This is a genomic window from Priestia sp. ABM2_011, assembly GCF_056158845.1.
This window is the reverse complement of record NZ_JBSWUB010000001.1, coordinates 2,012,109-2,037,758: the sequence shown is the minus strand read 5'-3', so window position 1 is coordinate 2,037,758 and position 25,650 is coordinate 2,012,109. Positions and strand designations below refer to the sequence as shown.

The 25,650-nt window shown below is 38.1% G+C and carries 26 protein-coding genes, 1 other RNA gene and 1 pseudogene; 13 read left to right on the top strand and 15 right to left on the bottom strand.

Going from position 1 to position 25,650, the window contains the following annotated elements:
* Positions 1-41 precede the first annotated feature (41 nt).
* Positions 42-587 carry a helix-turn-helix domain-containing protein gene (locus ACXAE4_RS10915; RefSeq protein WP_028414582.1) on the bottom strand — a complete coding sequence of 182 codons (546 nt, stop codon included), beginning with the start codon at positions 585-587 and terminating at the stop codon, positions 42-44.
* Between the two features lie 137 nt (positions 588-724).
* Here ACXAE4_RS10915 and ACXAE4_RS10910 point away from each other — a divergent pair, with 137 nt between their 5' ends.
* Together ACXAE4_RS10910 and ACXAE4_RS10905 are read left to right on the top strand one after the other, a co-directional pair.
* Entirely contained in the window at positions 725-1,342 is a 618-nt protein-coding gene (locus ACXAE4_RS10910; protein WP_289578095.1) for a LysE family translocator, read from the top strand.
* Between the two features lie 108 nt (positions 1,343-1,450).
* The gene (locus ACXAE4_RS10905) at positions 1,451-1,585 is read left to right on the top strand and encodes a hypothetical protein (RefSeq protein ID WP_258232123.1); all 135 of its coding nucleotides are present in this window, start codon (positions 1,451-1,453) and stop codon (positions 1,583-1,585) included.
* 34 nt (positions 1,586-1,619) lie between these two features.
* On the opposite strand, the gene ACXAE4_RS10900 is transcribed toward ACXAE4_RS10905, so the two are convergent.
* Complete coding sequence (locus tag ACXAE4_RS10900; RefSeq protein ID WP_228307340.1) at positions 1,620-1,934, bottom strand: MGMT family protein; 315 nt, start codon at positions 1,932-1,934, stop codon at positions 1,620-1,622.
* A gap of 345 nt (positions 1,935-2,279) precedes the next feature.
* Between ACXAE4_RS10900 and ACXAE4_RS10895 the strand changes: the two genes are divergently transcribed.
* Positions 2,280-2,831, top strand: coding sequence for a MerR family transcriptional regulator (locus tag ACXAE4_RS10895; protein ID WP_228307341.1), 552 nt, complete (start codon positions 2,280-2,282; stop codon positions 2,829-2,831).
* Positions 2,832-2,863: 32 nt separating this feature from the next.
* Here the strand turns inward: ACXAE4_RS10895 and ACXAE4_RS10890 are convergent, their stop codons facing one another.
* Positions 2,864-3,748, bottom strand: coding sequence for a LysR family transcriptional regulator (locus ACXAE4_RS10890; RefSeq protein ID WP_028414586.1), 885 nt, complete (start codon positions 3,746-3,748; stop codon positions 2,864-2,866).
* A 253-nt stretch (positions 3,749-4,001) separates the two neighbouring features.
* On the opposite strand from ACXAE4_RS10890, the gene ACXAE4_RS10885 reads away from it, so the two are divergent.
* Complete coding sequence (locus ACXAE4_RS10885; RefSeq protein WP_289578098.1) at positions 4,002-5,219, top strand: MFS transporter; 1,218 nt, start codon at positions 4,002-4,004, stop codon at positions 5,217-5,219.
* Positions 5,220-5,434: 215 nt separating this feature from the next.
* On the opposite strand, the pseudogene ACXAE4_RS10880 reads toward ACXAE4_RS10885, so the two are convergent.
* Positions 5,435-6,009, bottom strand: a pseudogene (locus tag ACXAE4_RS10880) (LysE family transporter).
* Between the two features lie 139 nt (positions 6,010-6,148).
* Between ACXAE4_RS10880 and ACXAE4_RS10875 the strand changes: the two are divergent.
* Positions 6,149-7,021, top strand: a complete 873-nt coding sequence (locus tag ACXAE4_RS10875) for a LysR family transcriptional regulator (protein WP_028414589.1) — start codon at positions 6,149-6,151, stop codon at positions 7,019-7,021.
* A 329-nt stretch (positions 7,022-7,350) separates the two neighbouring features.
* Here the strand turns inward: ACXAE4_RS10875 and ACXAE4_RS10870 are convergent, their stop codons facing one another.
* Together ACXAE4_RS10870 and rnpB are read right to left on the bottom strand one after the other, a co-directional pair.
* Positions 7,351-7,740 carry a VOC family protein gene (locus ACXAE4_RS10870; RefSeq protein WP_228307342.1) on the bottom strand — a complete coding sequence of 130 codons (390 nt, stop codon included), beginning with the start codon at positions 7,738-7,740 and terminating at the stop codon, positions 7,351-7,353.
* A 180-nt stretch (positions 7,741-7,920) separates the two neighbouring features.
* Positions 7,921-8,309: RNase P RNA component class B (rnpB, locus tag ACXAE4_RS10865), an RNA gene on the bottom strand.
* Between the two features lie 248 nt (positions 8,310-8,557).
* On the opposite strand from rnpB, the gene ACXAE4_RS10860 reads away from it, so the two are divergent.
* The 3 genes from ACXAE4_RS10860 to ACXAE4_RS10850 all read left to right on the top strand — a co-directional run bounded on the left by ACXAE4_RS10860 (position 8,558) and on the right by ACXAE4_RS10850 (position 12,157).
* Positions 8,558-9,376, top strand: coding sequence for a histidinol-phosphatase (locus ACXAE4_RS10860; protein WP_028414591.1), 819 nt, complete (start codon positions 8,558-8,560; stop codon positions 9,374-9,376).
* A 294-nt stretch (positions 9,377-9,670) separates the two neighbouring features.
* Entirely contained in the window at positions 9,671-11,251 is a 1,581-nt protein-coding gene (locus ACXAE4_RS10855) for a histidine kinase N-terminal 7TM domain-containing diguanylate cyclase (RefSeq protein WP_228307343.1), read from the top strand.
* A gap of 144 nt (positions 11,252-11,395) precedes the next feature.
* Complete coding sequence (locus ACXAE4_RS10850; RefSeq protein ID WP_033580257.1) at positions 11,396-12,157, top strand: MBL fold metallo-hydrolase; 762 nt, start codon at positions 11,396-11,398, stop codon at positions 12,155-12,157.
* A 137-nt stretch (positions 12,158-12,294) separates the two neighbouring features.
* On the opposite strand, the gene ACXAE4_RS10845 is transcribed toward ACXAE4_RS10850, so the two are convergent.
* Together ACXAE4_RS10845 and gdh are read right to left on the bottom strand one after the other, a co-directional pair.
* The gene (locus ACXAE4_RS10845; protein WP_228307344.1) at positions 12,295-13,284 is read right to left on the bottom strand and encodes a DUF4003 family protein; all 990 of its coding nucleotides are present in this window, start codon (positions 13,282-13,284) and stop codon (positions 12,295-12,297) included.
* Between the two features lie 141 nt (positions 13,285-13,425).
* Positions 13,426-14,211 carry a glucose 1-dehydrogenase gene (gdh, locus tag ACXAE4_RS10840; RefSeq protein WP_028414595.1) on the bottom strand — a complete coding sequence of 262 codons (786 nt, stop codon included), beginning with the start codon at positions 14,209-14,211 and terminating at the stop codon, positions 13,426-13,428.
* A gap of 449 nt (positions 14,212-14,660) precedes the next feature.
* Here gdh and ACXAE4_RS10835 point away from each other — a divergent pair, with 449 nt between their 5' ends.
* Positions 14,661-15,287 carry a nitroreductase family protein gene (locus tag ACXAE4_RS10835; protein WP_081732904.1) on the top strand — a complete coding sequence of 209 codons (627 nt, stop codon included), beginning with the start codon at positions 14,661-14,663 and terminating at the stop codon, positions 15,285-15,287.
* Between the two features lie 60 nt (positions 15,288-15,347).
* The gene (locus tag ACXAE4_RS10830) at positions 15,348-16,652 is read left to right on the top strand and encodes an aldehyde dehydrogenase (RefSeq protein WP_028414597.1); all 1,305 of its coding nucleotides are present in this window, start codon (positions 15,348-15,350) and stop codon (positions 16,650-16,652) included.
* A gap of 37 nt (positions 16,653-16,689) precedes the next feature.
* Here ACXAE4_RS10830 and ACXAE4_RS10825 read toward each other — a convergent pair whose 3' ends face one another.
* From ACXAE4_RS10825 to ACXAE4_RS10800, 6 genes are all read right to left on the bottom strand, one after another.
* On the bottom strand, positions 16,690-18,060 hold the full coding sequence (locus tag ACXAE4_RS10825; RefSeq protein ID WP_047750403.1) for a DUF2254 domain-containing protein: 1,371 nt from the start codon (positions 18,058-18,060) through the stop codon (positions 16,690-16,692).
* Between the two features lie 398 nt (positions 18,061-18,458).
* Positions 18,459-19,232 carry a TPM domain-containing protein gene (locus ACXAE4_RS10820; RefSeq protein WP_228307345.1) on the bottom strand — a complete coding sequence of 258 codons (774 nt, stop codon included), beginning with the start codon at positions 19,230-19,232 and terminating at the stop codon, positions 18,459-18,461.
* Positions 19,232-19,801 carry a LemA family protein gene (locus tag ACXAE4_RS10815; protein WP_028414600.1) on the bottom strand — a complete coding sequence of 190 codons (570 nt, stop codon included), beginning with the start codon at positions 19,799-19,801 and terminating at the stop codon, positions 19,232-19,234. Before ACXAE4_RS10815 ends, ACXAE4_RS10820 begins: the two co-directional genes overlap by 1 nt.
* A 287-nt stretch (positions 19,802-20,088) precedes the next feature.
* A complete protein-coding gene (locus ACXAE4_RS10810; protein WP_475236009.1) occupies positions 20,089-20,709 on the bottom strand; it encodes a polysaccharide deacetylase family protein in 621 nt (206 codons plus the stop codon).
* 127 nt (positions 20,710-20,836) lie between these two features.
* The gene (locus ACXAE4_RS10805; RefSeq protein ID WP_028414602.1) at positions 20,837-22,186 is read right to left on the bottom strand and encodes a glycosyltransferase family 2 protein; all 1,350 of its coding nucleotides are present in this window, start codon (positions 22,184-22,186) and stop codon (positions 20,837-20,839) included.
* A 214-nt stretch (positions 22,187-22,400) separates the two neighbouring features.
* On the bottom strand, positions 22,401-22,643 hold the full coding sequence (locus ACXAE4_RS10800; protein WP_013084095.1) for a spore germination protein: 243 nt from the start codon (positions 22,641-22,643) through the stop codon (positions 22,401-22,403).
* Between the two features lie 220 nt (positions 22,644-22,863).
* On the opposite strand from ACXAE4_RS10800, the gene ACXAE4_RS10795 reads away from it, so the two are divergent.
* The 3 genes from ACXAE4_RS10795 (at position 22,864) to ACXAE4_RS10785 (ending at position 24,974) form a co-directional block, all read left to right on the top strand.
* Positions 22,864-23,181: a winged helix-turn-helix transcriptional regulator gene (locus ACXAE4_RS10795; protein ID WP_013058076.1), complete on the top strand. Its 318-nt coding sequence runs from the start codon at positions 22,864-22,866 to the stop codon at positions 23,179-23,181.
* Positions 23,182-23,211: 30 nt separating this feature from the next.
* Entirely contained in the window at positions 23,212-23,847 is a 636-nt protein-coding gene (locus ACXAE4_RS10790; protein ID WP_028414603.1) for an FMN-dependent NADH-azoreductase, read from the top strand.
* Between the two features lie 491 nt (positions 23,848-24,338).
* On the top strand, positions 24,339-24,974 hold the full coding sequence (locus ACXAE4_RS10785; RefSeq protein ID WP_028414604.1) for an FMN-dependent NADH-azoreductase: 636 nt from the start codon (positions 24,339-24,341) through the stop codon (positions 24,972-24,974).
* Between the two features lie 62 nt (positions 24,975-25,036).
* On the opposite strand, the gene ACXAE4_RS10780 is transcribed toward ACXAE4_RS10785, so the two are convergent.
* Entirely contained in the window at positions 25,037-25,576 is a 540-nt protein-coding gene (locus ACXAE4_RS10780; RefSeq protein WP_028414605.1) for a GNAT family N-acetyltransferase, read from the bottom strand.
* Positions 25,577-25,650 lie beyond the last annotated feature (74 nt).

Here is a 25,650-nt window from a genome sequence, read left to right as displayed (position 1 = left end):
CCGATAATGAAGAATAACTAGCATACCACCTATTAATAAATTTAAAATACCGGCGGCGTAACGGAAAATAAAATAACGGCTTTCTCATCAAACGGATTGTCCCATTTGTGCTTAAGATGCGAAGGGATTTTGACGCTATCTTCTTTTTCTAGCACGTATACTTCCTCGTCCAAATACACTTTAATTTTTCCTTCTAAAACGTATGCCACTTCCTCCCCTTTATGCGCTAAAGGAGTTTCAGATGAAGACATCATGGGAGGGACTTCCATAATCGCCGTAGCTAGATTTCCAGTAAAATCTGGTGATACTAGCGAATACGTTAACTCTTTTACCTTCATCGTTTTACGCTCGTTTGACCGTACGACTAAATGAGAGGTATTTATGTCTTCAAGCAAAAAGCTAAAAGTAGGCACGTCGAGGCATTTAGCTAAAATCTTAAGCGTTGAAATAGACGGATTAGCTAACCCTCGTTCAATTTGACTTAGCATAGACGGCGTGACATCCGCTAATTTTGCTAATTCACGACTGCTTAGTCCCTTTTCTTTTCGAAATTTCTCTACTTTTTTTCCAATATCTATGTTTTCCATGATGATTCCTCCGTAAAAGATGTTTAATTATATTTAATTTTATTAAATTAAACTTAATAAACTGAGTTAAGTGTGTTAAATTATATTTAATAAATAAAGTATATTTTAATTTTATCACAGCGAGGAGGAAGAAAAAAATGAATGACATCTTGACCTTTTTGGTTCTTACATTGTTTGTTATTATGAGCCCTGGTATCGATACCGCCCTTATCACGAAACGAACGATGGCAGACGGACAAACGGGCGGCTATAAAATGGCATTAGGCTTAGCGAGCGGCTCCTTAGTTCATACGCTCGCCGCCACGTTTGGCTTATCGGCTCTTCTCCTTCAGTCAGCTCTGGCATTTGAAATCGTAAAATACGCAGGAGCCCTTTACTTAATGTACTTAGGCATCTCTGCCTTCCTTTCTAAAAAAAGCAATGCATCTTCTTCTGAAAAAGAGGAGCAGTCAAAAGAAACATCCGCTTTTCGTCAAGGCCTTGTCTCAAACGTTCTTAATCCAAAAGTAGCGGTGTTTTTCTTAACTTTTTTACCTCAATTTGTTCAAAGCGATCAAAACGTAACGCTTCAATTGCTTCTTATGGGAATAACGTATACGATCCTGGCTATCACGTGGTTTTTCGCATTCGTCTTTTTTATTAACTATTTACGAAAATGGCTTACAACACCTAGCGTGCAGCGCTTTATGGATAAAGCAACGGGCGTCGTGTTAATCGGGTTTGGATTAAAGCTCGCTTTTGAAAAACATAAATAACAAAAATAAGTTAGTTGAAGAAAGTTCCGAACGAGTTTGATTTTTGATGGAGAATCAAACTCGTTCGGATTTTTTTATTAATAGGGTAAATGCAGGTGCTTCTAGCCGTTGATTGAAGGGCAAGGCGAAGACTCTTGCAGGAAAAGCGGAATAGATGAGCCCCCGCAGGAGCGCAAGCGACGAGGAGGCTCATCGGCCGCCTGCGGAAAGCGAAGTCTTGCACGGAAATCAACAGACGTGTAACAAGCAATTCATACTCAATCATTTATCTCAATTGTTATTTATGCACGTCAGGTTCATAGAGATAGACTTTAAGATCAAGTCTTCCATCCGAAGAAACGAGTATTCCTTCCGCTTCGAGTGAAAGTTTTTGGACAACATGCATTTCTTCATCTTTAAATCCAATTTCTCCTTTGGAATTGATGACTCGGTGCCAAGGAAGATTATGTTTCTTACTCATTGAGTGCAGTACTCGTACAACTTGTCTTGCACCTCGAGGGCTTCCAGCCAGGCGGGCAATTTGTCCGTATGTCATGACTTTCCCATGAGGAATTTGTTTAATAAGTGCTACTGTTCGCTCTGTAAAACTCATGCTGCCCCTCCTTTTATTCTTTAGTACAACATTACCATAATTAATAAACAGTGAAGTAATCACTCGATTTTTCTTCAGCAACATTATAAGATAATACATAAGAAGTACGCTCATCATTGTGCAACATTCTTCAGGTAAATGCTTGTATTTCCTATTCTTCAACTAGCAAATCTTTGCGCGAGTGGCAGCTTATCCCTTATTTATGACACTGTGATTATAAAAACGTTACAGAAATCAACACAGCAAAGTACGTAGAAGCGTTACGTGATAAGATAAACAGTAGATACTAGTACAATTTCAAATTGATGCTGACGAATAAGTAATCATTTAAAAAGTGGTGAGAAAATGACAAAATGGCTTAGTGTAAAAGAATTATCTGAAGAAACGAGTATTCCTACTTCAACTATCAGAAGATACATAGATAAATTCGAAGATTTCTTTATACAAAAAGAAGATCATCGACCAAAACAATATGAAGCTGCAGCTGCGACCGTTTTACTGAAAATTAAGCAGCTTTATGATGAAGGCTGTCAAGCAGAAGAAATCAATGAAGCGCTGCAAAAAGAATTCTCTTTGACTACAAGCGAGGATCAAGCTGCCGTGTCTCTAGACGAAGACAAAGAGGACACAGAGAACACAGCAGAAGCAGCTGACCAGCCCGAAGCCGATGACCAGCAGCCGACACCTCCCGAACAGCCGGTACAGCCTTCACCCCAACAAGAGCCTGATACAAAACAAATTCTTCAGGAAAAAGATAAGCAGCTTATTCAATCTTTGCGTAAAAGTCTGCGTGAACAGCAGGCCATTTCAGAATTAGTAGAAGCTTCAAAAGAAAGCAGCGTAGTAGGTAAAAAGAGATCGATTTTAAAACGGTTATTCAAACGAAAAAAGGACTAAGCTTGTATACGAGCCTAGGTTAAAAAACACCTTTATTTCTGGTCATGGAATTTATGTAAAACAAAGTTTCTAAACTGTTTAACAGCCGGCGATAGATATCTTCCTTCAATCCATGCTAGTCCAATTACTCGGTGGCAGTTGGCTTTAGCTAATGGGATTTTCACTATTTTGCTTTGATCTATTCCGTGTAAATCTGGAAGGATAGAAATTCCTAAGCCGGCTCCTACTAGTCCTGCTACGGTATCAGCTTCCTCTCCTTCAAACATGATGTGAGGCATTCTTCCTGACTCTTCAAATAACTGCTCAAACGTAAGACGAAGAGAAAAGCCTTCTTTTAAGTGAATAAATGATTCCTCAGCAATTTCTTCTAGTGCAATACATTCACGATCAGCATACCGGTGATTTTTCGGTACGATTACAAACAGCTCTTCACTCCAAAGATGCTGCCATTTAATGAACGATTTCTCTTCCATCGGCGCAATCAAACAAAGATCCAGTTCGCCGAGCTCCAGCTGTTCAAGGAGCACGTGCGAAGGACTTTGCCTCAGTTGAAAATTCACCTTAGGATATAAACTGCGAAACGAAGCGATTAAATCTGGAATCAAATCCGTGCTGAGCGTATGTAAAAATCCAAGTGACACCTGCCCTTTTTCAGGATCTAGCAGCGCTTGAATTTCCTCTTGTCCTTTATCAAATTCTTTCATTATGTTATCTACACGCTTTAAAAAAACTTTACCATATTGATTTAATATAATGGAACGTCCTTGCCGGTCAAATAGCGGTGCTCCTACTTCCTCTTCAAAACGAGCGATTGAACGACTGAGCGCAGGCTGCGTAATTAACAGCTCTTCTGCTGCGCGCGTCATATGCTGCGTACGTGCTAGCGTTTGAAAATATTTAAACTGCTGCCATTCCACTTTGTACCATCTCCTTATCAAGCGGCTCTACTCATTACATAGATGTATGAAAAATATGATTATAATGAATTATACATTATAAATAGCAGGTGTTACGATAAAAAATGGAAACATACTCGAGGATGTTTTTAGTTTCTTTTAACGACTGCTGTATACAGCTCCTACAAAATTTTATAATCATCATTTTCTAGCAGAAAGAAGGATTTGTTATGAAACGTATCGTACATCTGAGAAAGCGTAAGCTGGTTGCTCTATGAGTTACATAAAAAAAGGAACGCCCGTTTTTCGCAAAACGAGCTTTGCATTTTTTGCAGCCGGGTTCAATACATTTGCAATTTTATACTGCGCACAGCCTTTAATGCTGGCGTTCACAAAAGAATTTCATATTTCTCCAACAACTTCTAGCCTATCACTTTCCGTTACAACCATAGCTTTGGCTGTTAGTATGCTTATTTTCGGTTCGTTATCGGAAGTTTGGGGAAGAAAGCCTGTCATGGTCTATTCCATGCTTGCCGCTTCTTTATTATGCCTGTTGACTGCATGGAGCCCTACTTTTCATATTCTGCTATTTTTCCGAATAATGGTAGGGATTACACTAGCCGGTCTACCTTCAGTGGCAATGGCTTATTTAGGGGAAGAAATCGAAGCTAAAAGCCTTGGTTCAGCAATGGGCCTCTATATAAGCGGCAATGCAATTGGCGCCGTTGGCGGAAGAGTGATTTCCGGAACGCTTAGTGAGTATTTCGGCTGGCACGGTGCAATAGCAGGAATTGGTATTATAAGTATAGCAGCGACCGTTATCTTTTGGATTAGCCTCCCTCCTTCACAGCACTTTCAATCTCGTAAATTAGAAGTTGGAAAGTTAGGGAAATCGTTACTTGATCATCTTAAAGATCCGAGGTTAGTTTGTTTATATGGCTTAGGATTTTTGTTGTTAGGCAGCAACGTCGCCTTATTTAACTATATTGGGTATGTACTAACGGCTCCACCTTATTCCTTAAGCCAAACGATTGTCAGCTGGGTCTTTTTAATTCTTATTATCGGAATGTTTAGTTCGGTGTGGACCGGCAGACTGGTAGACCGCTACGGAAAACAAAAAATACTTATGATCAACCTTTCGATTACGCTAGCTGGTGTGATTTTAACGTTAGATCCTGCTTTACTTGCTAAAGTAGCTGGCTTGGGCTTGTTTACGTTTGGGTTTTTCGGCAGCCATTCGATTGCCAGCAGCTGGGTAGGTCAGCGCGCTTTAACAAATAAAGCTCAGGCTTCTTCACTTTATTTGTTTCTATATTACACGGGGTCAAGCGTAGGCGGAACGCTCGGAGGAGTCTTTTGGTCAATGTTTGGCTGGAAAGGCCTTATTTGTATGATTATTGTTTTTTTATTGATTGCTTTTCTCCTTTCCGGTTTTCTTTTAAAAAGCTCAGTAAAGGCAAGACGCGTTACAAATGTTAAGGAAAGTTATTAAATGAAGGAAAACTAATTGGGATATCCTATTATCTAGATCAAGAAGTAGAAAAATACACATCAAAAAAGACCCCCTAAAAAAGGTCTTTTTTGATGCAGTCATTATGTAACTATTTATATTACTTATTTATCCTAAATCCTACTTACCTCTTGCAGTTGATTCTTTTGCGCACATTTCACCATTTAATACAAGATGAATTTATAAACAAGCAAGTTTTAGAAAATGACAATTGCCGAATAAATAAGCAACACGCACATTATTACATTTATTTTTTTATCATATTTTGCAAATAGTTTTTTAAATACAGAACCAAATGCAGTCCACAGTAGCAATGCGGTGCACCCTATAAATATCGTTAGACACACCAAAAAGAGTACAGCTGGTTTTGAATTAGTATAAGGGAGCACAAAAGTTGTCATGGCCGTTAAAAAATACAAAATACTTTTTACATTGAGAATTTGAAAAAACAGCCCCGAAAAAAAAGAAGAATGTGTACAGGAATCATCCTCTTTTTTCTTCTTAGAAAAAGCCATTTGCCATGCTAGGTAAACTAAATAGGCCGCACCAACGATCTTAAAGTAAGGTTCTACCATTGGTATCCACTGATACAGACTTGTTGCTAATAATGCGGTTACTACACCTAGAATAATAAACCCCAACATAATTCCACCGCTGAAGCGTAGGGATCTCTGAATCCAAACCTTCTCCCTTCGTTCATTACCAAGATATTACTTGGACCTGGAGTAAAAGATGTAATAATTAAATAGGAAAGGAATGCTGTAAAATTCATATAGTTAATTTCTCCTCTTACTAAAAAATTGTTGAATGAGTTACGTGCTTCATTGTAATATAAGCCTATCTATCGGTAAAATTGAAATAACAAATAACTACTATCGTTTTTTTAAATAGATAAGAGGAGTTTATGACCAATGGAGATACGACAATTTACTACGTTTCGAACGATTATCGATGTGGGGAGTTATACAAATGCGGCTCTAAAATTAGGCTATACTCAGTCAACTATCACTTCTCATATTAAAGCATTAGAACGCGAAGTTGGCGGAGAGTTATTCACTTATACTAAACGAGAGTTAAAATTGACTGCTCTAGGAAAAGAATTAATACCTTTAACCGACGAACTGTTATATACGTATAAACGTATATCCCATCTAAAAACTCATAATAAGGTCAGCGGCGAGCTGAAAATTGCTGCACCTGAGTCCCTAACTATTTCAAGATTAGGACCTATTCTAAAAAAATATTCAACTAAGTATCCCGATGTTAAGGTTATATTAAGCAATGGAACTTGCGGGCAAAATCAAACAGATCTTATGAGCGGAGATGTTGATGTTGCGTTTATGGTTTGGCCAAAATTAGAAGCAGATAATTTCATTCATCATGAGTTGCATAAAGAAGAAATTGTTTTAATTACAAGCCCGGATAAAAATCAGCACTTTGATGATTATAAAACCGATGGAACTACTGACTTCTTTATAACAAACGAAGAGGGATGCAGTTATCGTTCGATGTTTGAAAAGTATCTGGCTGCTCATAAACTGCCTAAATTTCAAACAATGGAGCTATGGAGTTTAGAAGCAATCAAACAGTCGGTAATGAGCGGATTAGGGTTTTCTGTACTTCCTTATATCACCGTAAAAAATGAGGTTGAAAAAGGATTATTAAACATTCTTGAACACAATGAACAATTTGTGCCCTTTTACTCGCATCTACTCGTCAAGTCAAAAAAGTGGCAATCTCCTGCTGTTGAAAAATTTATTGAGTTAACTCTAGAATCCGTATAAACACGGCCTCGATAAAAATTAATAAACTTTTTTGCATACAAAACTGCCCCTCCAGTTGTCAGTCATTCTAATTAGAGGGGGCAGTTTTTTTATCACAGCACATACTCGAAACCAAGTTAAAAGTGGTAAATTTCTAGATGAATACAAGCCGTTTTTATATAATGATACGTGGAACGAACTGATGCCAATCTATGACCTAAGTTTACTGTCTACTTGCTATCAATAGCGTTCGTGTTAGCTATAGGTGTATTTTGGCAAGGCTATTTTTATTAAAAACCTGACTGCAAAACACATTCTTTATTGTATGTACCCCTTTAAAGTAACCTTTTTTAGAGTTTAACTCTTTCTACTAACTGCAGCAATTCTTCATTTGGTCCGTGAAATAAAATCATACGTCCGCCTTCAAGCGTTGGCTGAGGCTCAGATGATAAAAATTCAATTCCTTTGCTCTTATAATGTTGAATCGCCTTATTTATATCCTCTACCGTAAAGGCAAGATGGTTAACAATCCCGCTTTTGTTATACTCGCCAATCGGATCAATATCTCGAATGAGCTCAATTTCAATACCCGGCTGTTCTTCAAGATACAAAAAAGCCATCTCTCTTTTTTCGGTAGAGCCTTGAAGGCGAACTTTAAAGCCAAACATATCCCCGTAGTAGTGAATCGTTTCATCCATATTTCCAACAATAATTGCTGTATGTTCCATTTTCTTAATCATCGATATTCTCCCTTTCCCCATATTTAGTAGGTACAAGTAAACTATACAGCAATTTAGGCAATATGTATTTCCATATACCTTGAGTCCTCATACTATGGTTGAAAAATAACAAACAAAAAAACAAACCTCATTGGTTTGTTTTGGTTACGTATTTTATAGTCAGTCTCTGTTTCAACAACGTTCGATAAGCCATGTTTTGTACCTTTGTACTGCAAACGATTTTAATCTCGTACTCAGGCGGTAATCATCTATCTACGATTACGCATGTAACCGTCCGTCTCTCCGTTAAATTCCTTCAAGACAGTTCCCCTACCATTGTTTGGGTTTCTCGCTCGTGGGGTTTACCGCGTTCCACCTTTGCTGTTTCCAGCAAAGCTTCGTCACTGTGGCACTTTCAGGGATACTCGACCATATCCGAGGACTTAGGTGGTTTTTCCCGCCGTCAGCTAAGCTATAAGCCAAGCTGCCCTAGCTTATTTTTTCACTAGGCACGAACACTACGGGCATCTCAGCACCGTGCGAGCATGGACTTTCCTCTACATCAAATGATGCAGCAATTACCTGAACGTTATTTCAGATCGTGTATGAGTAGTATATGCGTTTTAGCTTGCCGAATCAAATGTAACTTTTGGTATGGATTCCAATTCAATTTTTACAGCAAATTAAATAAAATAACTTGTTTCTGTACACTCTTTTTAGTAGGTGAATTACAAGCAAATTCAAGAAATGTTCTCTTCATCCATTTCTACGGGGGATACTTTGTTTCTTTGTAGAATATTCTATAAACCACATAAAAAGATGACAGAGGTGATGAAACATGAACGCTGAGTTAAAATTTGATTTTCATACCCATCACGACCGATGCGGACATGCTCGCGGAACAATTCGAGATTATATAGAGGCATCTATTGATAAAGGCCTTGATATCATTGGGATTTCGGATCATTCTCCTTATTTTGCGAGCGAAGAAGACCAGCCGTTTCCTCACATTGCGATGGGAAAAAGCGCATTCTCCGGATATGTAGCTGAGATTTTGAAACTAAAAGAAGAATATAAACAGAAAATTGAAGTGCTGTTAGGCGTGGAGTCTGATTTCTTTCCCGAGCATGCGGAAATATATCAGAGCTACTATAAAAAATATCCGTTTGACTACATAATCGGCTCTGTTCATCAAGTTGATGAAATCAGTATCTTTCATAAAACGCGTTGGGAAGGGCTTTCTCAAAAAGAAAAGCAGCGCACGAAAGAAACGTATTATCAATTAATTGAAGAATCCGCCCGGAGCAGAATGTTTCAAATCCTTGGCCATATTGATGCCATGAAAGGATTCTATCCCTCTTTTTCTTCTATCGAGACAGCTGTCATTGATCAGACGCTAAAAGTGATTTCGGCACATAACATTGCTATAGAAGTGAATACATCAGGCAAAACCAAAGACTGCGGAGGCTGGTATCCTGCAGACGATATTTTAGAAAGAGCCCTGCACTACGGGGTACACATTACATTTGGTTCTGATGCTCATGACCTAGAGCGTATTGGCGACGACTTTGAACTAGTAAAAAAGCGTCTTAAAGAAATCGGCTTTACGGATTGGGTCTTTTTTAGACAGAAAAAAATGCAGATGACACCTTTATAAAACTTAAATAGACTCACAATAAAAATATGCCTGAAGACACGCAGATGAAGGAACATCTCGTGTTTTCAGGCATGTGTTTTTTACTGAGAAACTTTGACTTTTGTAGATGAAGATAAATCTTCTCTGTTCGTTTCAATTACTTGTTGTTTAGGCGTCATTTTTTCATCGTCCTGACCTATCCTTATAGTTCCTCTACTATCTCCAACACTACTAAATTCCTACATAAAATATCCACATTTCATTTCAACTGTGCTACATTTAACTAAAAATGCTTTCTTAATGAGGGATACAATTGTGAATTTAGATTTAACAGCTTATATAACGCTTATCTGCACGTCTGGTGTTCTTAATCTATACTTATGTTTTTACGTATTTATTAAGCGTCACCACTACGCTAACATTGCGCATTTATTTATTCTTCATACAGGTTTCACCACTATTTATTGTATAGGTGCGGCGTTTAGCTTACTATCCGTTAACCTCGGAGAAATGAAATTTTGGACCGCTATTCAATACGTGGGCATGCCTTTTTCGCCTCCTGCGGGACTGCTGTTTGTTATGCAGTATGTCGGCATAAAAGTAAGGAAAAAACATATTTTCACCCTTTTTATCATTCCTTTTATTAGTTTGATTATGGTCGCAACAAATGACTGGCATCACCTTCATTACCGCGTGTTTGAAATTGATCCCGTTCTAGGTGCTCCTTACGTTCATCAAGAAATTGGACCATGGTACACAATTCACGGCATGTTCATCTTTTCGTCTATGTTCGTTGCTTTTTTGCTCGCCGTTTACCGCTGGAAAGAAACAGCCAAAGCTTATCGCCTGCAGTTAATTTCATTAATGGTCGGTCAATTAGTCCCTATCGTCACAGCCTTTATCTATTTAATGGGCTTTACGCCGCAGGGAATTGATCCAGTTCCGATGGTTTTATGGGTTTCTTCATTTTTATATTTATGGTCCATTAACTCATCGCGTATGTTTACAGTCATGCCCGTTGCGAAAGACGCGATATTTAACAGCATCAATGACGGTGTTATCGTGCTTGATGAATCCTACAGACTAATTGAATTTAATCTAGCGTCTAAAAACATGTTTCCGCAGCTAAAAAAGTCGATGCTTGGAAAACATTTTGCTGATATTTGGGGGACGCTATCGGGCAGTTCATTTCCTTTTGCATTCGAAAATAAAAACAGCAGTCAAGAGCTGCAGCTTTTTTCTGAGGATCAATCTCCGTATACGTATCGAGTTCGCACTTCTCCTTTGCAGTATGCTAACAACAGTCACGGCTTGCTGCTTATTTTTACGGATATCACGGAGCTAAAAAGACTTCAGCTAAAGCTTGAAAATCAAGCTTATTACGATGAGCTGACGCAAATTTATAATCGCAGGGCATTTTTTCAGCACAGCAAGCAAGCGTTCGATGAAGTAAAAAAGTCCGCATCTTCTTTTACACTTTTTTTACTTGATATTGATTATTTTAAAAAAGTGAACGATACGTATGGCCATTATACCGGCGATCAAGTGCTTGTACATGTCGTAAAAGCCTGCCAGTCCGTATTATCACAAGGAGCCCTTTTTGCTCGGTACGGCGGTGAAGAATTTGTACTCGCGCTAAAGGGCTATACTTTATCTCAAGGTGAAACGCTTGCTGAGCAAATTCGCCGTCACGTCGAGACTCACCCCTTACTGATTAATGAAGAAACCATTTCTGTTACGCTAAGTCTTGGAGTAGCACAAGCGGAAAAACAAGAAAATGAAACGTTAGATGAGCTGTTGAATAAAGCAGATATCGCCCTGTACGCTGCCAAACAAAACGGCCGCAACCAAGTACGTGTGTATGAAGAGAAAAAAGAAATACTAAAAAGAACCTGAACAGCACTGTTTCGGTTCTTTTTGCTTTTGACTAATATTCTTTCATTTATCAAGTAAAATTGCTAAAAGACTTGATTTTGTTTATGTATTTGAAAACAGCTCATCCTATAAACTATATGTAGATCAAAAAAAGGAGAGATAGAGATGAAGATTACACATATTCGAAATGCCACTTTACTTGTTGAATACGGGGGAAAAACGTTTTTAATTGATCCCATGTTAGCGAAGAAAGGAACGTACCCTCCTTTCCCAAATTCGATCAGACAAGATCAAAACAATCCTTTAGTAAGCTTACCGTTATCCGTTGAAGAGATTATTGAGGGTATTGATGCCGTAATTCTCACTCACCTTCATTTGGACCATTTTGACGATGCCGCTAAACAGGCGTTGCCAAACGATATCAAAATGTTCGTTCAAAATGAAGAAGATGCCGCAGTAGTAAGAGCTGATGGTTTTAAAAATGTAGAAGTACTAACAAAGAACACGGTCTTTGAAGGCATCCAATTATCCAAAACAAAAGGTGAACACGGAAGAGGAGAAATTTTAAAGCGTACTGGTTTAGTATGCGGCGTTGTTTTTAAACACAAGAGCGAAAAAACGCTTTATGTAGCTGGAGATACGGTATGGTATTCCGCTGTTGAAGAAGAAATCAACACCCATCAACCGGATGTCATTGTCGTAAACGGCGGCGATAATCAGTTTTTAGAAGGCGGTTCTCTTGTGATGGGGAAAGAAGATATTTACGAAGTACACAAAGTGGCCCCTCATGCTACGATTCTTTCTGTTCATATGGAAGCTGTAAATCACTGGGCGCTATCAAGAGAAGAGTTAAAAAGCTTTATCAACGAAAAAGATATGGCGTCCCGCGTCTTTGTTCCAGATGATGGCGAGGTTTATACTTTTTAAGAGAGAAGATGAGACAAAAGTATTTAAGTTGAGGAAAGGTCCGAACGAGTTTGATTCTTGGGTGAGAATTAAACTCGTTCGGATTTTTTCATTGATGTAGTTATGTCTCCCTCTCTCTTTTATAGCTCTTTAATTTATCAAGTAGTAGTCGTAGTAGCAACTGCTGAAGTGCTCGCAATAACCGCTAGCATAGCTGCTTGCTGAGCTTGAATAATGGTTTCAATCGTTGTATAGATGCCCGTTTCGACCACTCTAGAATCCTTCAGTTTTTCACTGATAACCAAATTAACCCCCAGCATAACATTGATGTCTTTCTGCCATTTAAAAAGCTTGTCTGCGTTTAGCTGTTTCACTACTTCATGGATAAGTTCAATTTCAGTTTCTGGTTTTTCAAACAGTGCTAATAAGCCAATGACCGGGTAGTGCATCGCTTTTACTTTCATACCTGCCGATTCACAGGCTTCTTTTACTGATACGCATCTTTCAATAAGTGTATCTGCATCTAAATTTTTATTGATTGAGAGAATATGACTTAAAAATTGAAGGTCATTTCCTTTTTTAAATCCATGCTGCGCCAATGTTGTATAGAAGTGTTCAATTTCATGCATGAGATCATCAGTAGACTCGCTCGTTTCAGCTAATAGAACGGCAAGAGGTACATCGCCGCTTGAAGTAAGGAAAAGATGCTTCTTTTTCATGCCTTGATAAATTTCTACCGATCTTCGGACCATTTCTTTATGACTTCGGCTTGACTCATTCGACAGCATAGCCGAAGCCGCAATGTACGTAAACGCGCCTCTCGTAAATCCGCCTTGTATCAATTGATCATATACGTCAAGAAACTCATGAAACGTTTCTTTTGGATTCTCATAGCGAGTATCAAGCATGGCTGCGATCGTAAATCGCTGTGATGATTTTAACGTAGAAAACATCCCTACTTGATTTTTGATATAGTCGCTTAACTCGAGGTAATCCTGAAGCTTGAGCGGTTTACCTTTCACTGCATACATAGAAGCGATAGCCATAAACTGCTTGTGATCTCCTACTTTCCATTTCAGTTCATTTTTTAAGCTGATATAAAAATCTCTATACTGATTTACTTTTTGTTGAATATTCTCTGGCACCATCTCAACACGTCCTTTATTAGGTGTTAGCTTATATACGTAACACTTCAACAAAAGTTTCAATATTTGGTAAATGTTCTGCGCATTTATTGCAAAAAAAAGACCTCGGAATATTCCGAGGTCTTTTTTTTTCAGTTCTATTTATTAACCTCTTCCCGCTTGGAAAGAAGGATATTTTGTCATACCGCCATCCGCAAATAATGTAATACCTGTTACATAGCTTGCTTGTGATGATGCTAAGAATGCTGCAACTGACGCGATTTCTTCCGGGTTACCGATGTAGCCCATTGGAATCATACTTTCTACGTCTGCACGCTGTTCTGGATCAGCGAATTTTTCAGCGTTAATTGGTGTATCAATTGCCCCAGGTCCAATGTTATTCACGCGGATTCCTTTTGGTGCATATTCAAGAGCCAATGTTTCTGTCATTAGCTTCATGCCGCCTTTACTTGCTGCATAGTGAACAAATAATGGCCAAGGAATCATTTCGTGAACGCTAGACATGTTAATAACGTTTCCTTTGATATCATTTTCCACAAAATATTTAATCGCTTCGCGGCTGCCTAAAAACGCGCCCGTTAAGTTTGTGTCGATTACTTGATTCCAGTTTTCTAATGATAATTCATGAGAAGGAACCGGGTTTTCAACACCAGCATTATTAATCATAACGTCTAATGTGCCAAATTCTTTAACAGCTGTCTCTACAAGGTTCACAACGTCTTCTTCTTTTGTTACGTCGCCTCGAACAATAATTGCTTGACCGCCAGCTTGTTCAATTTCTTTTTTCACTTCTAGCGCTTCGTCTTCATTGCTGCGGTAGTTTACAACTACTTTTGACTGCTCTTGACCAAAACGAACGGCCATTGCGCGACCCAATCCTTTTGATCCACCTGTTACAACTACTACTTTACCTTTTAAATCTGTATACATCTTGAAGTCCTCCTACTTTTCCTGCGTGATATGTCTTGTTATACTGTATTAATTATAGATACAGTTTAAGTTTTAAAAAGAGAATAAACATTTTTCTATCTCTTCTTTCTCAAACTGTCATTCATTTAAAAAGTAACAAATTCACTTTTGTTTCTTTTCGTTACTTATCGTAACCAAGAGAAATAAAGTAGTCAAACTTTTTGTTTGATCATTTTTATCATTTCTTTTTTCCTTACTCTCTTTATAGTTGTTTGTTCACTGGAGAATGATTCTTCACACTTCCAATTCACACCACTTCAAAAGTTTAAACTTTTTCCCTTGCAATTCTTAAATCAATGTATTATATTGTTGATGTATCAATTATTGATATGTCAAACAATTGTCCACAATCAAAAATATGGAAATGACAATAAATATGTTTAACGCCTAAAAAGAAAGGAATAATGACTATGACTACAAAAGACTTTAACGAAATTGCTTTAAAACGTCGTTCAATTAAAAAATATGATCCTTCAATAAAAATTAGCCGTGAGGAAATGGAGGAAATTCTTACAGAAGCTATGCGCGCTCCTTCTTCTGTTAATATGCAGCCGTGGCGCTTTGTTGTAATTGAAACGCCGGAAGGAAAAGAAAAGCTAGCTGAACTTGCGAAATTTAACAGTGAACAAGTTCATACATCTTCAGCTGTTATTGCCGTGTTTGGTGATATGAATAACGTTGAATATGCAGATGAGATTTTCGGCAAGGCCGTAGAGCTTGGCTATATGCCTCAAGACATTAAAGAACAGCAGCTAAATTTCTTTAAGCCGATTTACGAAAACATGCCAAAAGCAGATATGAAAGACATCGTGCTGATCGATTCAGGTCTTGTATCTATGCAGCTTATGCTTGTTGCTCGTGCTCACGGGTATGATACAAATCCAATTGGCGGATACGAAAAACACTTAATTGCAGAAGCATTCGGTCTAGATAAAGAACGTTATCTTCCAATTATGCTTATCTCAATCGGAAAAGCAGCAAGCGAAGGCCATGCTTCTTACCGTTTACCGGTCAATACGGTTACGACTTGGAAATAAGCAGCTAGTTCTATTCAATAAGTAAAGAGCTAAAAATGTGAAGTAAAAGGAGACTTTCTGATGAATAACTATCAAGAACTTACAAAAAAACAGCTTTCATTCTTCAACAGCGGTAAAACAAAAGACGTTGCGTTCCGTATCGAAACGCTAAAAAAATTAAGAGAACTTGTGGTGCGTCATGAAGAGGACATTTTAAAAGCAGTAAAAGCTGACCTTAACAAACCAGAAATGGAAGCAAAACGTGCAGAAGTTGGTCTTGTGCTAAGCGAAATCGACTTTGCAGTTGAGAATCTTGCAGAATGGGCATCGCCAAAAGAAGTAGAAACACCATCTACTCACGCTGGAGCAAAAAGCTACATTTATCAAGATCCATACGGTTTAGCTCTAGTGATTGCACCTTGGAACTATCCGTTCCAACTTGCTGTCTCACCGGTAGTAGGCGCGATTGCTGCAGGTAACTGCGTGGTGTTAAAACCTTCTGAATTAACACCTCATACGTCAAGCCTTCTTGCTAAGATGTTTAATGAAAACTTTCCTGAAGAATACTTGACTGTAGTCGAAGGTGAAGTGGAAACAAGCACGGCTTTACTAAAAGAAAACTTTGATTACATCTTCTTTACAGGAAGTACAATGGTCGGCAAAATTGTAGCAGAAGCTGCAGCTAAACATTTAACGCCTGTTACGCTAGAACTAGGCGGAAAAAGTCCTACAATTGTACACGAAGATGCTAATATTGAAGAAGCAGCTAAACGCATTGCGCGTGGTAAATTTGCAAATGCTGGTCAAACTTGCGTAGCGCCAGACTACATTCTTGTTCAGCGAAATGTAAAAGACGAGCTGCTAGCTAACCTAAAAGCAGTCGTAACAAACACATACGGTGAAGATGTTTCACAAAACCTAGACTTCCCTCACGTAGTGAGCGAAAAGCATTTTGATCGTCTTAGCAGCTTCTTAACAAACGGAGATATCGTTTTTGGAGGCAAAACGGATCGTTCTCGTCTGTTTATTGAACCAACTGTTCTTGACAACATCTCATGGGAAGATGATGTGATGCAAGATGAAATCTTTGGACCAATTCTTCCAGTCATCGTATACGATGAAATCTCAGAAGTAATCCAAGCAATCGTCAAACGTCCAAAACCATTAGCACTTTATCTTTTCTCTGAAGATGAAGCTGTTCAAGATCACATTTTAAACAGCGTGTCATTTGGCGGCGGTTCTATTAACGATACAATTAACCATATGACATCTCACTACCTTCCATTTGGCGGCGTTGGTGACAGCGGAATGGGTGCGTATCACGGAAAAGCAAGCTTTGATACATTTTCACATGCTAAAAGCATCTTAAAACGTTCAAATAAATAAAGAAAAAGCCGAAGTCAGCGTCTGACTTCGGCTTTTTTTATTCTTTCATTTGTTTGGCGATTTGTTCATACTGCTCTTCTTTTTTTGTGGAAACCGCTAAATCGCAAAGAATATGTAAAAAATATTTTTTATCTTGAACAAATAAATACTCTTCTTCAAAGCCTTTAGAAATGTATACGGCGAACTCCCAGATGTCGTCATAATAAGCTGGCCCAATGGCCTCAGCGAGATTTCCAAGCGTTTTGAGCAGCTCCATCGTAATGATAATATTCCGTCTCGCATAGTGCCGGATATTCGCAAATCCATCATATAAAAAGTCCTCAAACTTTTTGTCAGGGATCACCATTCGTATCACGCCTTTATCATCAACTAAGTAAGAAGAAAATTGACTCGCGGCACAAATTTCCCGAAGAATATCGCTAATTTGGTGAATGGAGTTAACTGCCGTTTTGAAGTCATCATTTCCTAGTGATTTAATCGCCATCTCCACAAACTTGGTAATAATATACGTCGTGTCTTGAATATCAGTCTGGGATTTCCCTACATGGATATATTGGTGAAAGACGGTGCAATCCATTTCATCGTGCTCTGTCGAATCTCTATGCCAATAATAAAACAATACGGTTCCGCTGAGCACATAATCCCCTACTTCACGCTCCATTTTTATCACTAAATTATGCTCTTTGGCACAGTGAATCAATTGGCTGTAGTTCAACGTTTGAATATAGCCAGATGTTTGAATACATACCGGCTTTTTCTCTCCTTCTGGAAAGGAAAATTGTTCGCTATGACTAGACTGCGTTCGATGAATCTCCAGTTCCTCGCGAATCGTTGTCTTAATCGCTTTTATGGACGCTGTTTTCATCGATTGAGTCATATGATTTACTTGCAGCCACTTAACAGAATGATTAATGAAGTAGACAAACGTGCCCGCACTAAAAACAGAAAGGGCTGTCGTCACAAAGGGAATCGCAAAATATCCGTCTACTTGAGAGCTGTTTAAAAATAGAAAGACAAAAAGTGTATACAAAAAACTTCCTATAAAAATACCTAAAATTCGCTGAGTAGACTTAGAAGAAGCAAAGTTTTTTAACACGCGAGGAGAAAACTGAGCTGCAAATGATGTAAACACAACAAGCATTAAATTAAAGGTAAATGTGGTAATCGATAAAATCCCGGGCATAATCGTACTCACTAACGTATTCGTTAAATCCATGTTGATTGAAAAAAATGAAGGGACCTTCTCTCCTACTTTGCAATAATAGTCAAGAAACAGCGTCAGTGCAGCTAAAAGAACAGAAAAGAAAGCATAAATTAAGGGACTAAACCAGATTTGACTAGTTAACTCATCTTTAAACGCGCGAGGAGAAAGCTGTTTCCTTGCAGCTATCCATCTAAATGTATTCATATAAAACCTTCCTTTTTATTTGTAAATCTCTAACTTTTTTCTTAGTTCCCTTAATTTTTCTAATTATGCTTATACAATGGAAAAAATCTATTTTTTAAGATATAGGCACACAACGCAAAAAAGAGGTTGAGATACCCCTAATTATTTCATCTAAATGAGTACAAATAGAATACATGAGCTGAACCGCTCATGACGCGGCCGGTGAGCCTTTCCCCGCAGGAGTCTTCGCCTCGCCCTCCAATCAACTGCTAGAAGGAACTGAATGAAGATATGAAAGCTATGTTCACCATCCAAACAAAAAATCCGAACGCGTTGGATTCTCAATCAAGAATCCATCACGTTCGGATTTTCTTTCAACTAACCTAATTTTATCTCAGCTTCTTTTAACTCTTATCTTTTTACCAGCCTCGGCTCGCTCCGCCGCCTCCGGAGCTGCCGCCTCCCCCTCCGCGAGGACCGCTTCCACTGCCGCCACCTCCGCCGCCTCTTCCTCCAAACATGACAAGGAAGTTTAGCAGAAATTGAGTGATGGCTCCTTTAAAAAAGACAAAGTCAAGGATAAGCAAGCCCACAATAACAGCTGCAATCAGCAGCGTTTGAAGCGTTGTGAAATGAACACCGCTATCAGAAGGAGGGGCTGCTTTTGGCACTTTTTGTTCAAAATCTGTTCCTAAATCATACTCTTTTACGACTTGGTTATAAACAGCTTTGTATGTGCTTTCTAGCGCCGTATCGTATTTGCCGTTTTTTAAGTTAGGAATAGCATAAGAGTCAATGATTTCTCCAGATTTGATATCGGTGATAGCTCCTTCTAACCCATACCCTACTTCGATTCGGATTTTTTGTTCTTTTTTAGCGAGCAAAATAAGAACGCCATTGTTCAGCTTTTTATCACCGAGTTTGTACTTTCGAAACGCTTCATTTGCGTACTCTTCTACATCCGAATCACCTAATGAATTCACGGTCAGAATCGCTACTTGAGCTTTCGTTTCATCATCTAACTTTCTGCCCATTTGATTGAAATCCGCTTTTTCCTGGTCATTTAACAGATGAGCAAAATCTTGAACGTAAATATCGCCTACCGGATTTGGGATATCAGGTGCAGCAAAAGCAACGCTTGCGGTATTACATAAAAGAGATAATAATAAAGCAAACGAAGCAAGAAATTTCATCACTTATCGCTCCCAAAATCAACTTTCGGCGCTTCTTTTTCTTCATTTGTTACTTCAAAATATGACTTTTTTTCAAAGCCGAACGTACCCGCTAACATGCTTTTAGGAAATCTCTTAACGGATTTATTGTATTTCGCAACTTCATCGTTATAGTCTTTACGGGCTACAGCGAGTCGGTTTTCTGTCCCTTCTAAGCTGTCCATTAAGCTTCTGAAGTTTTCGTTCGCTTTTAAGTCTGGGTACTTTTCAACCACTACAAGCAGGCGATTTAACGCGCCGCTTAATTGCTGATCTGCATCAGCTTTATCTTCAGGCGTTTTCGCTCCCGCTAGCTGCGCTCTTGCCTGAGTGACTGAATCAATTGCTTCCTGTTCATGCTTAGCGTAGCCTTTTACCGTTTCCACTAAGTTAGGAATTAAATCAGATCGTCTTTTTAGTTGGTTATCCACTTGGGAAAATTTATTATCTACATCTTCCTCTGCGCTAACGAGGCCATTGTAAGAGCTTATTCCGTAAATTACAATAAGCACTAACACAACAATCGTAGCGATCAAACCTTTGTTTCTCAATGTATTACCTCTTTTCTTCATCAAAATTATGTATCTATTTACTAGTACGAATCATACCCTAAAAAGATTCATTTTTTGCCAATTTTATTTATGATGACCACATGTTTTAACGATCACTCTCTCTATAAGTTGAAATACTTTTATACTACTCTCATCGCAAACTCCTCATTTCTCAAACACGATTCTCTATCTAGTCTTTCTATAATCTAGTACATGTAATCCTTATCCATTTTATCTTATTTCATACATCTAAAAAAGGAATGGCTAAGAACCATTCCTTTTTCTACTTAAGACCAACCTTCAATCTTGTATGCGACTCGGTGAAATTCAGGAACCGTTACAAATTGATAGTCGTTCTTTATTAAATACTTAATGATTTTCGGCAATGAAGCAACAATTTGGTCCCGCGCTCCGCTGCCATACCGATCCCCATCGTGCATGACAATAAGATTCTTTTCTTGTAGATTTTTAATCGTATGTTTGTATATGGCCAGTGGATCTTTTTCACGCCAATCCTGGCTATCTATATTCCATAGAACAGACGTCATTCCCAATTCCTTAATGGCAGCAAGAGCTGTATCATTTATCGAACTGTAAGGTGGACGAAACAGCTTGGGAGAATAACCGATGATTTTCTCTATTTGAGCATTTGTAGAAATGATTTCTTTCCACAACTCATGCTTAGAAAGAGTTGTAATATCAGGATGACTCCACGTGTGATTTCCAATTACGTGCTTTTCTCTATGAATACGTTGGATCAGCTTTGGAAATCTTTCTACTTCCGAACCAACGACAAAAAAGGTCGCACGTACATGATATCTTTTTAGAACTTTTAAAACTGCAGCCGTGTAAGCTGAGGGGCCATCATCAAACGTTAACGCAACGTACTTTGGTGAATTTTGATTCATGTTTTCTCCCCTTATATAAAATAGATATAGAAATATACCCCTCAATTTGTGGGTGTAAGCTGAGGGGCTTTTACGACGAGACAATTTTTAAGAGATGATGTTATATCTTTTTCTGCATGTAATAGCGCTATAGGTAATAGATTTGTTCAAAAGAACTCGCCAAGTAGTCAAATCCGCGAGGGCGCAGTGTTTCGAACTGCTGAATAATTTTTATTCTTTCATCTGATCCTCCTGGGAGATCGTAAAGTTTCGTCACGGGCTGTCCACTATTTAAATATTCAATGATTCTATACAGCATGACGCGAAAAGCATGTTTAAATTCCTTATATTCATCAGGAAAACGCTGCTCCAGCGCTTTATATTCAACTAATGTTCTATGCATATGCATAAACGGAAGCTCTTTCCATTCAAGAGAGAGGATAAGAACGTCTATATTGGGATGTTTTTTAACGAAGCGATAGTGATTTCCCCACTGTTCTTTCACTTTTCGCTTCGATATCCCATGTTCCTGATGATAAGCAACTGTTGAGGGATCTAAAACAAATTGTGCACCATTTTTATACAAACGATATCCAAGCTCCCAGTCTTCTGCCCCATAGCCAACAAACGTTTCATCAAAAAGACCGGATTTTTTTAAGTTCTCTTTTCTTACTGATACATTTCCACTTAAAAATGCAATATAAGGTAGTGTAAACCCTTCAAGTCGCTCACCGAAATGTTTTAGCCCGCTGTTAAGGAAATAGCGATTAGGAAATGATAAACGTTGAAAACGGTTTGTATCAATGTCTTCTTTTGTTACAAGAGGATAAGGAACGTTTGAATGCCACTTCGTCTGTTCATAGTTTTCATACGATCTTCTATACTCAGGATCCCTACCGACTAGTTCTTTTAAGTGGGCCATTTGATCTTCATTATAGTCTGGCATAATAAATGTGTAGACTCCTTCATAATGCATGGCACCGGTAACCACGAGATTTGATTCGTGCATATGATGTTTATAATGATTTTTAATAAAAGAAGGCGGCGCTAGCATTTCTCCATCTAAAAAGATTAAAAGATTCCCTTCAGCATGATTAATTCCTATATTGCGAACAGAGGAGCGTCCTTTATTTTGTTTCATGCGGATATACTTAAATTTGAACGGGACATCAGCTTCTTTAAAAATATTGGGCGTATCATCAGAAGAAGCATCATCCACTAAAATGACTTCATACTCAGCTTGAGGAAACGTTTGTTTTGATAAACTATAAAGCGAGAGAGAGGTTTGATGATATTTATTATACGTAGGCATAATGATACTAACTTTAATAGGATGTTTGTGATTATTTTTTATACTCATACTATATAATGAATGGTCTGCTTTATTTATTTTATTTTTGGTCTCTTTTAAGGGATTTGGACTCTTTTTTTTCTTTTTAATATAGTATTTTCCATCGGAACGGTTGTAATAGGAATCATATAATTCTATTTTAATCATCCTTTCTTTGTTTTTCCTCTATATACTATTCAATAAATGACCGGGTGCTTGTACAATATATAATTTTTTTTGGAAAAGGCGTATATAATAGATTCGGGAACTTTAGTAGATCGTTCTATTGAATTAGAAACATATTCTCTTATCATAAATAAGTGTTCTACTTCTCAGTATAAAAAAGCTGCTTACAACTTCATGTGTTATAAGCAGCTTCCTTTTATAGCTGATTTCCATATACCCCATCAATATTTGCAACAGCCGTTTGATCAAATATATCTGCATCCATATTTGTATTTTTCATTCGCGCACAAGCAGCTGAAATGTCTCCATAGGTTGAGTTGATTCCAACAGATTTAACATCCGCTGTGTGTCCGTTGTGAAGAACTTCTCCAAAATTCATCGATCCATTTCTTGCCATACCATTAATTCTCGTGTTACAGATGTTAATAACTCCTGCCATGACCATACCACCTTTTCTTAAAGAGAATTTGTACATCATATGTTGTGACAAGCCTATGTGTGAAAAGTTTTTATAAAACAAAAGGCAAGGTACAAACATTAGTGAATTTATTCATTTCACCCTGCTTCACCCAAAGTTTCCACATGTTTTTACGCTTTTTCTGTTACAATAAATGCATAAGTTATTTTTCATCCATATTGTTTGAAGGAGGATACGTAATATGGACGAACCAAAAGATATTCAACCTAAAGTAGAAAAAAGTTTCGAACTGATTGGCAAGAAGTGGACAGGATTAATCATCTATGTGCTTATGAGCGGTCCTAAACGCTTTAGTGAATTAAATGAAAGTATACCAGCTTTAAGCAGAAGGCTGTTGACAGAACGGATTAAAGAGCTTGAAGACCACGGAATCGTTGTCCGAAATGTCATTCCCGACCGCCCTATTCGTTCTGAATATTCGCTGACTCAAAAAGGAACAGAGTTAGGTAAAATACTAGGACCGATTAGCCAGTGGGCAGAAAGCTGGGTCCAAGATTAATAAAACTACTCCATAGAAAGGATGAGCATCATGGCAAATGTTCTCTATATTACTGCACACCCTTTAGCTGAAGACGAATCGCTTAGCATGGCTGTAGGGAAAGAATTTATTGACGTGTATAAGCAAACACATCCAGAAGATGATGTGGTTCATTTAGATTTATATCAAGCAGATATTCCATACTTAGATGCAGACGTATTTAACGGATGGAAAAAGCTTCGTTCTCACTCCTCCATCCAGGATTTATCAACGGATGAACGATTAAAAGTGGGACGGTTAGCCGAACTAGGCGGACAGTTCGTACTTGCTGACAAATATATTTTTGTCACGCCAATGTGGAATTTTTCCGTTCCTGCGATCATGAAAACGTACATCGATGCGATTACCGTGTCAGGTAAAACCTTTACATATACAAAAGAAGGCGCTCAGGGATTGCTTAAAGGAAAAAAAGCAATTCACATTCAGTCCCGCGGAGACGTGTATTCAGAAGGCCCAGAAATGGCAAGAGAAATGGGCCACCGCTATTTAGAAATCATGATGGACTTCTTTGGTATTGAAGCGTTTGAAAGCATTATTATTGAAGGGCAAGTAAAATTCCCGGATCAAATTCCGCAAATTAAAGAAAAAGCACTCCAAAAAGCACATTCAATGGCCAAAACGTTTTAAATTCAATAAGAATCAAAAAGACCTCGAAGCTGACCGGGGTCTTTTTCTTTTCTTTCCTCTTCGCTACATTATATTTCCCTTGAAATATTCCTCTCTTTCTGTCTCGTTTTGCGCTAAAAATATATGTTAAACAAACGGTTAAACGCTGTTATTTTTTGTTACTATTAATAACGCATGAAACAAAAATATATAATTTTTCTTTTTCGTTTTTTAATTATCCACCTTCAAAAAAAGATAGTTCCTCTAGATAAATAACGTTTAAAATCACACTTCAACCTGAAAAAACCCTTATTTTTAAAGGATTCAGCCATAAAATCCAAAAGCGTAATACTCTTAAAAATGTTTGTGAACATGATAAAACCCAATAAAAAACCTTTGACTAAATTTGTTACGTAAGTTACTATTAATAACGTAGTAGATGTTTTCGAACATATTATCTTTAATTCATAAAACAACATTTATATATTGAAAACAGAAAGGTGAAAAGAATTATGGCAAAAGTATTATATATTACAGCAAACCCTAACGATGCTACGCAATCATTCAGTATGGCTGCGGGAGATGCATTTATTAATGAGTATAAAGAAGTAAACCCAGCGGATGAGATTGTTCACGTTAACTTATATCAAGAGCATATCCCTCACATCGACGGCGATGTATTCAGCGGATGGGGCAAACTTGGAAGCGGCGCAGAATTTGATACACTTACTTCTGAAGAACAGCGCAAAGTTGCTCGCCTAAACGAGTTAAGTGACCAATTTGCTCAAGCGGACAAATATGTATTTGTTACACCAATGTGGAACTTCTCATTCCCTCCAGTGATGAAAGCATACTTAGATGCTGTAGCAGTAGCTGGAAAATCATTTAAATATACAGCAGAAGGTTCTGTAGGTCTATTAACAGATAAAAAAGCGTATCATATTCAAGCAAACGGCGGTATCTACTCTCGCGGCCCTGCTGGTGAACTAGAAATGGGTCACCGCTATATGCGCATTATGATGAACTTCTTTGGGGTTCCTTCTATCGGAAGCCTATTTGTAGAAGGACAGGCTGCAATGCCAGATAAAGCACAAGAAATTAAAGAAGACGGTATTGCTCGCGCTAAAGAAGCTGCACGTACGTTCTAATAACAAATATAAGCACAAAAAAAAAGGAACATCTCCCCATGTTCCTTTTTTTGTGCTTACAATTATATCTTTGCTTCCCCGCGCAGCAGCGAATAAACATATGTATCAAACGGGATATTGTTTTGATATAGGTACTCTCTTAACGTCCCTTCTTTTTTAAATCCTACTTTGCTTAACAAAGCGATAGATCCGCTATTTTGCGTAAATACAATCGCTCCTATGCGATTGTATTGAAGTTCGTGGAAGCCATAAGAAATCGCTTCATGAACGGCTTCCGTTGCGTATCCTTTGTTCCAGTGCTCTGGAAAAAGAGCATAGCTTATATTTGCTTTTTTATGCTCTGAAGACCACTCTTGAAACCCTATTGTGCCAATCAGCTTTTCGTTTCCTTTTAGCTGAATCCCCCATTTAATCAACTGCTTTTCTTCGTAGCCTTTGGAAAAATTCTCAATGATCCCTTTCACTTGGTCAATCGATTCTAAAGATTTTTGCCCGTAATAGCGCAGCACGTCTTCATCAGAAAAGCATTCTAAAATCTCGCCCGCATCATTTTCTACAATTTTTCTTAATATCAGCCGTTTTGTCTCTAATTCCGGAAACATTTTCTTCCCTCTTTTCTGCGCAGCTTATCTATCTACGGTAAACCATACTATTCTCCTCTCAACTAGCAATATCC

Coding starts and splice junctions, on each gene's coding strand:
- ACXAE4_RS10915 (WP_028414582.1), bottom strand. CDS start 587: ATGGAAAACATAGATATTGGAAAAAAAGTAGAGAAATTTCGAAAAGAA.
- ACXAE4_RS10910 (WP_289578095.1), top strand. CDS start 725: ATGAATGACATCTTGACCTTTTTGGTTCTTACATTGTTTGTTATTATG.
- ACXAE4_RS10900 (WP_228307340.1), bottom strand. CDS start 1,934: ATGAGTTTTACAGAGCGAACAGTAGCACTTATTAAACAAATTCCTCAT.
- ACXAE4_RS10895 (WP_228307341.1), top strand. CDS start 2,280: ATGACAAAATGGCTTAGTGTAAAAGAATTATCTGAAGAAACGAGTATT.
- ACXAE4_RS10885 (WP_289578098.1), top strand. CDS start 4,002: ATGAGTTACATAAAAAAAGGAACGCCCGTTTTTCGCAAAACGAGCTTT.
- ACXAE4_RS10875 (WP_028414589.1), top strand. CDS start 6,149: ATGGAGATACGACAATTTACTACGTTTCGAACGATTATCGATGTGGGG.
- ACXAE4_RS10870 (WP_228307342.1), bottom strand. CDS start 7,740: ATGATTAAGAAAATGGAACATACAGCAATTATTGTTGGAAATATGGAT.
- ACXAE4_RS10860 (WP_028414591.1), top strand. CDS start 8,558: ATGAACGCTGAGTTAAAATTTGATTTTCATACCCATCACGACCGATGC.
- ACXAE4_RS10850 (WP_033580257.1), top strand. CDS start 11,396: ATGAAGATTACACATATTCGAAATGCCACTTTACTTGTTGAATACGGG.
- ACXAE4_RS10845 (WP_228307344.1), bottom strand. CDS start 13,284: ATGGTGCCAGAGAATATTCAACAAAAAGTAAATCAGTATAGAGATTTT.
- gdh (WP_028414595.1), bottom strand. CDS start 14,211: ATGTATACAGATTTAAAAGGTAAAGTAGTAGTTGTAACAGGTGGATCA.
- ACXAE4_RS10835 (WP_081732904.1), top strand. CDS start 14,661: ATGACTACAAAAGACTTTAACGAAATTGCTTTAAAACGTCGTTCAATT.
- ACXAE4_RS10830 (WP_028414597.1), top strand. CDS start 15,348: ATGAATAACTATCAAGAACTTACAAAAAAACAGCTTTCATTCTTCAAC.
- ACXAE4_RS10825 (WP_047750403.1), bottom strand. CDS start 18,060: ATGAATACATTTAGATGGATAGCTGCAAGGAAACAGCTTTCTCCTCGC.
- ACXAE4_RS10820 (WP_228307345.1), bottom strand. CDS start 19,232: ATGAAATTTCTTGCTTCGTTTGCTTTATTATTATCTCTTTTATGTAAT.
- ACXAE4_RS10810 (WP_475236009.1), bottom strand. CDS start 20,709: ATGAATCAAAATTCACCAAAGTACGTTGCGTTAACGTTTGATGATGGC.
- ACXAE4_RS10805 (WP_028414602.1), bottom strand. CDS start 22,186: ATGATTAAAATAGAATTATATGATTCCTATTACAACCGTTCCGATGGA.
- ACXAE4_RS10800 (WP_013084095.1), bottom strand. CDS start 22,643: ATGGCAGGAGTTATTAACATCTGTAACACGAGAATTAATGGTATGGCA.
- ACXAE4_RS10795 (WP_013058076.1), top strand. CDS start 22,864: ATGGACGAACCAAAAGATATTCAACCTAAAGTAGAAAAAAGTTTCGAA.
- ACXAE4_RS10790 (WP_028414603.1), top strand. CDS start 23,212: ATGGCAAATGTTCTCTATATTACTGCACACCCTTTAGCTGAAGACGAA.
- ACXAE4_RS10785 (WP_028414604.1), top strand. CDS start 24,339: ATGGCAAAAGTATTATATATTACAGCAAACCCTAACGATGCTACGCAA.
- ACXAE4_RS10780 (WP_028414605.1), bottom strand. CDS start 25,576: ATGTTTCCGGAATTAGAGACAAAACGGCTGATATTAAGAAAAATTGTA.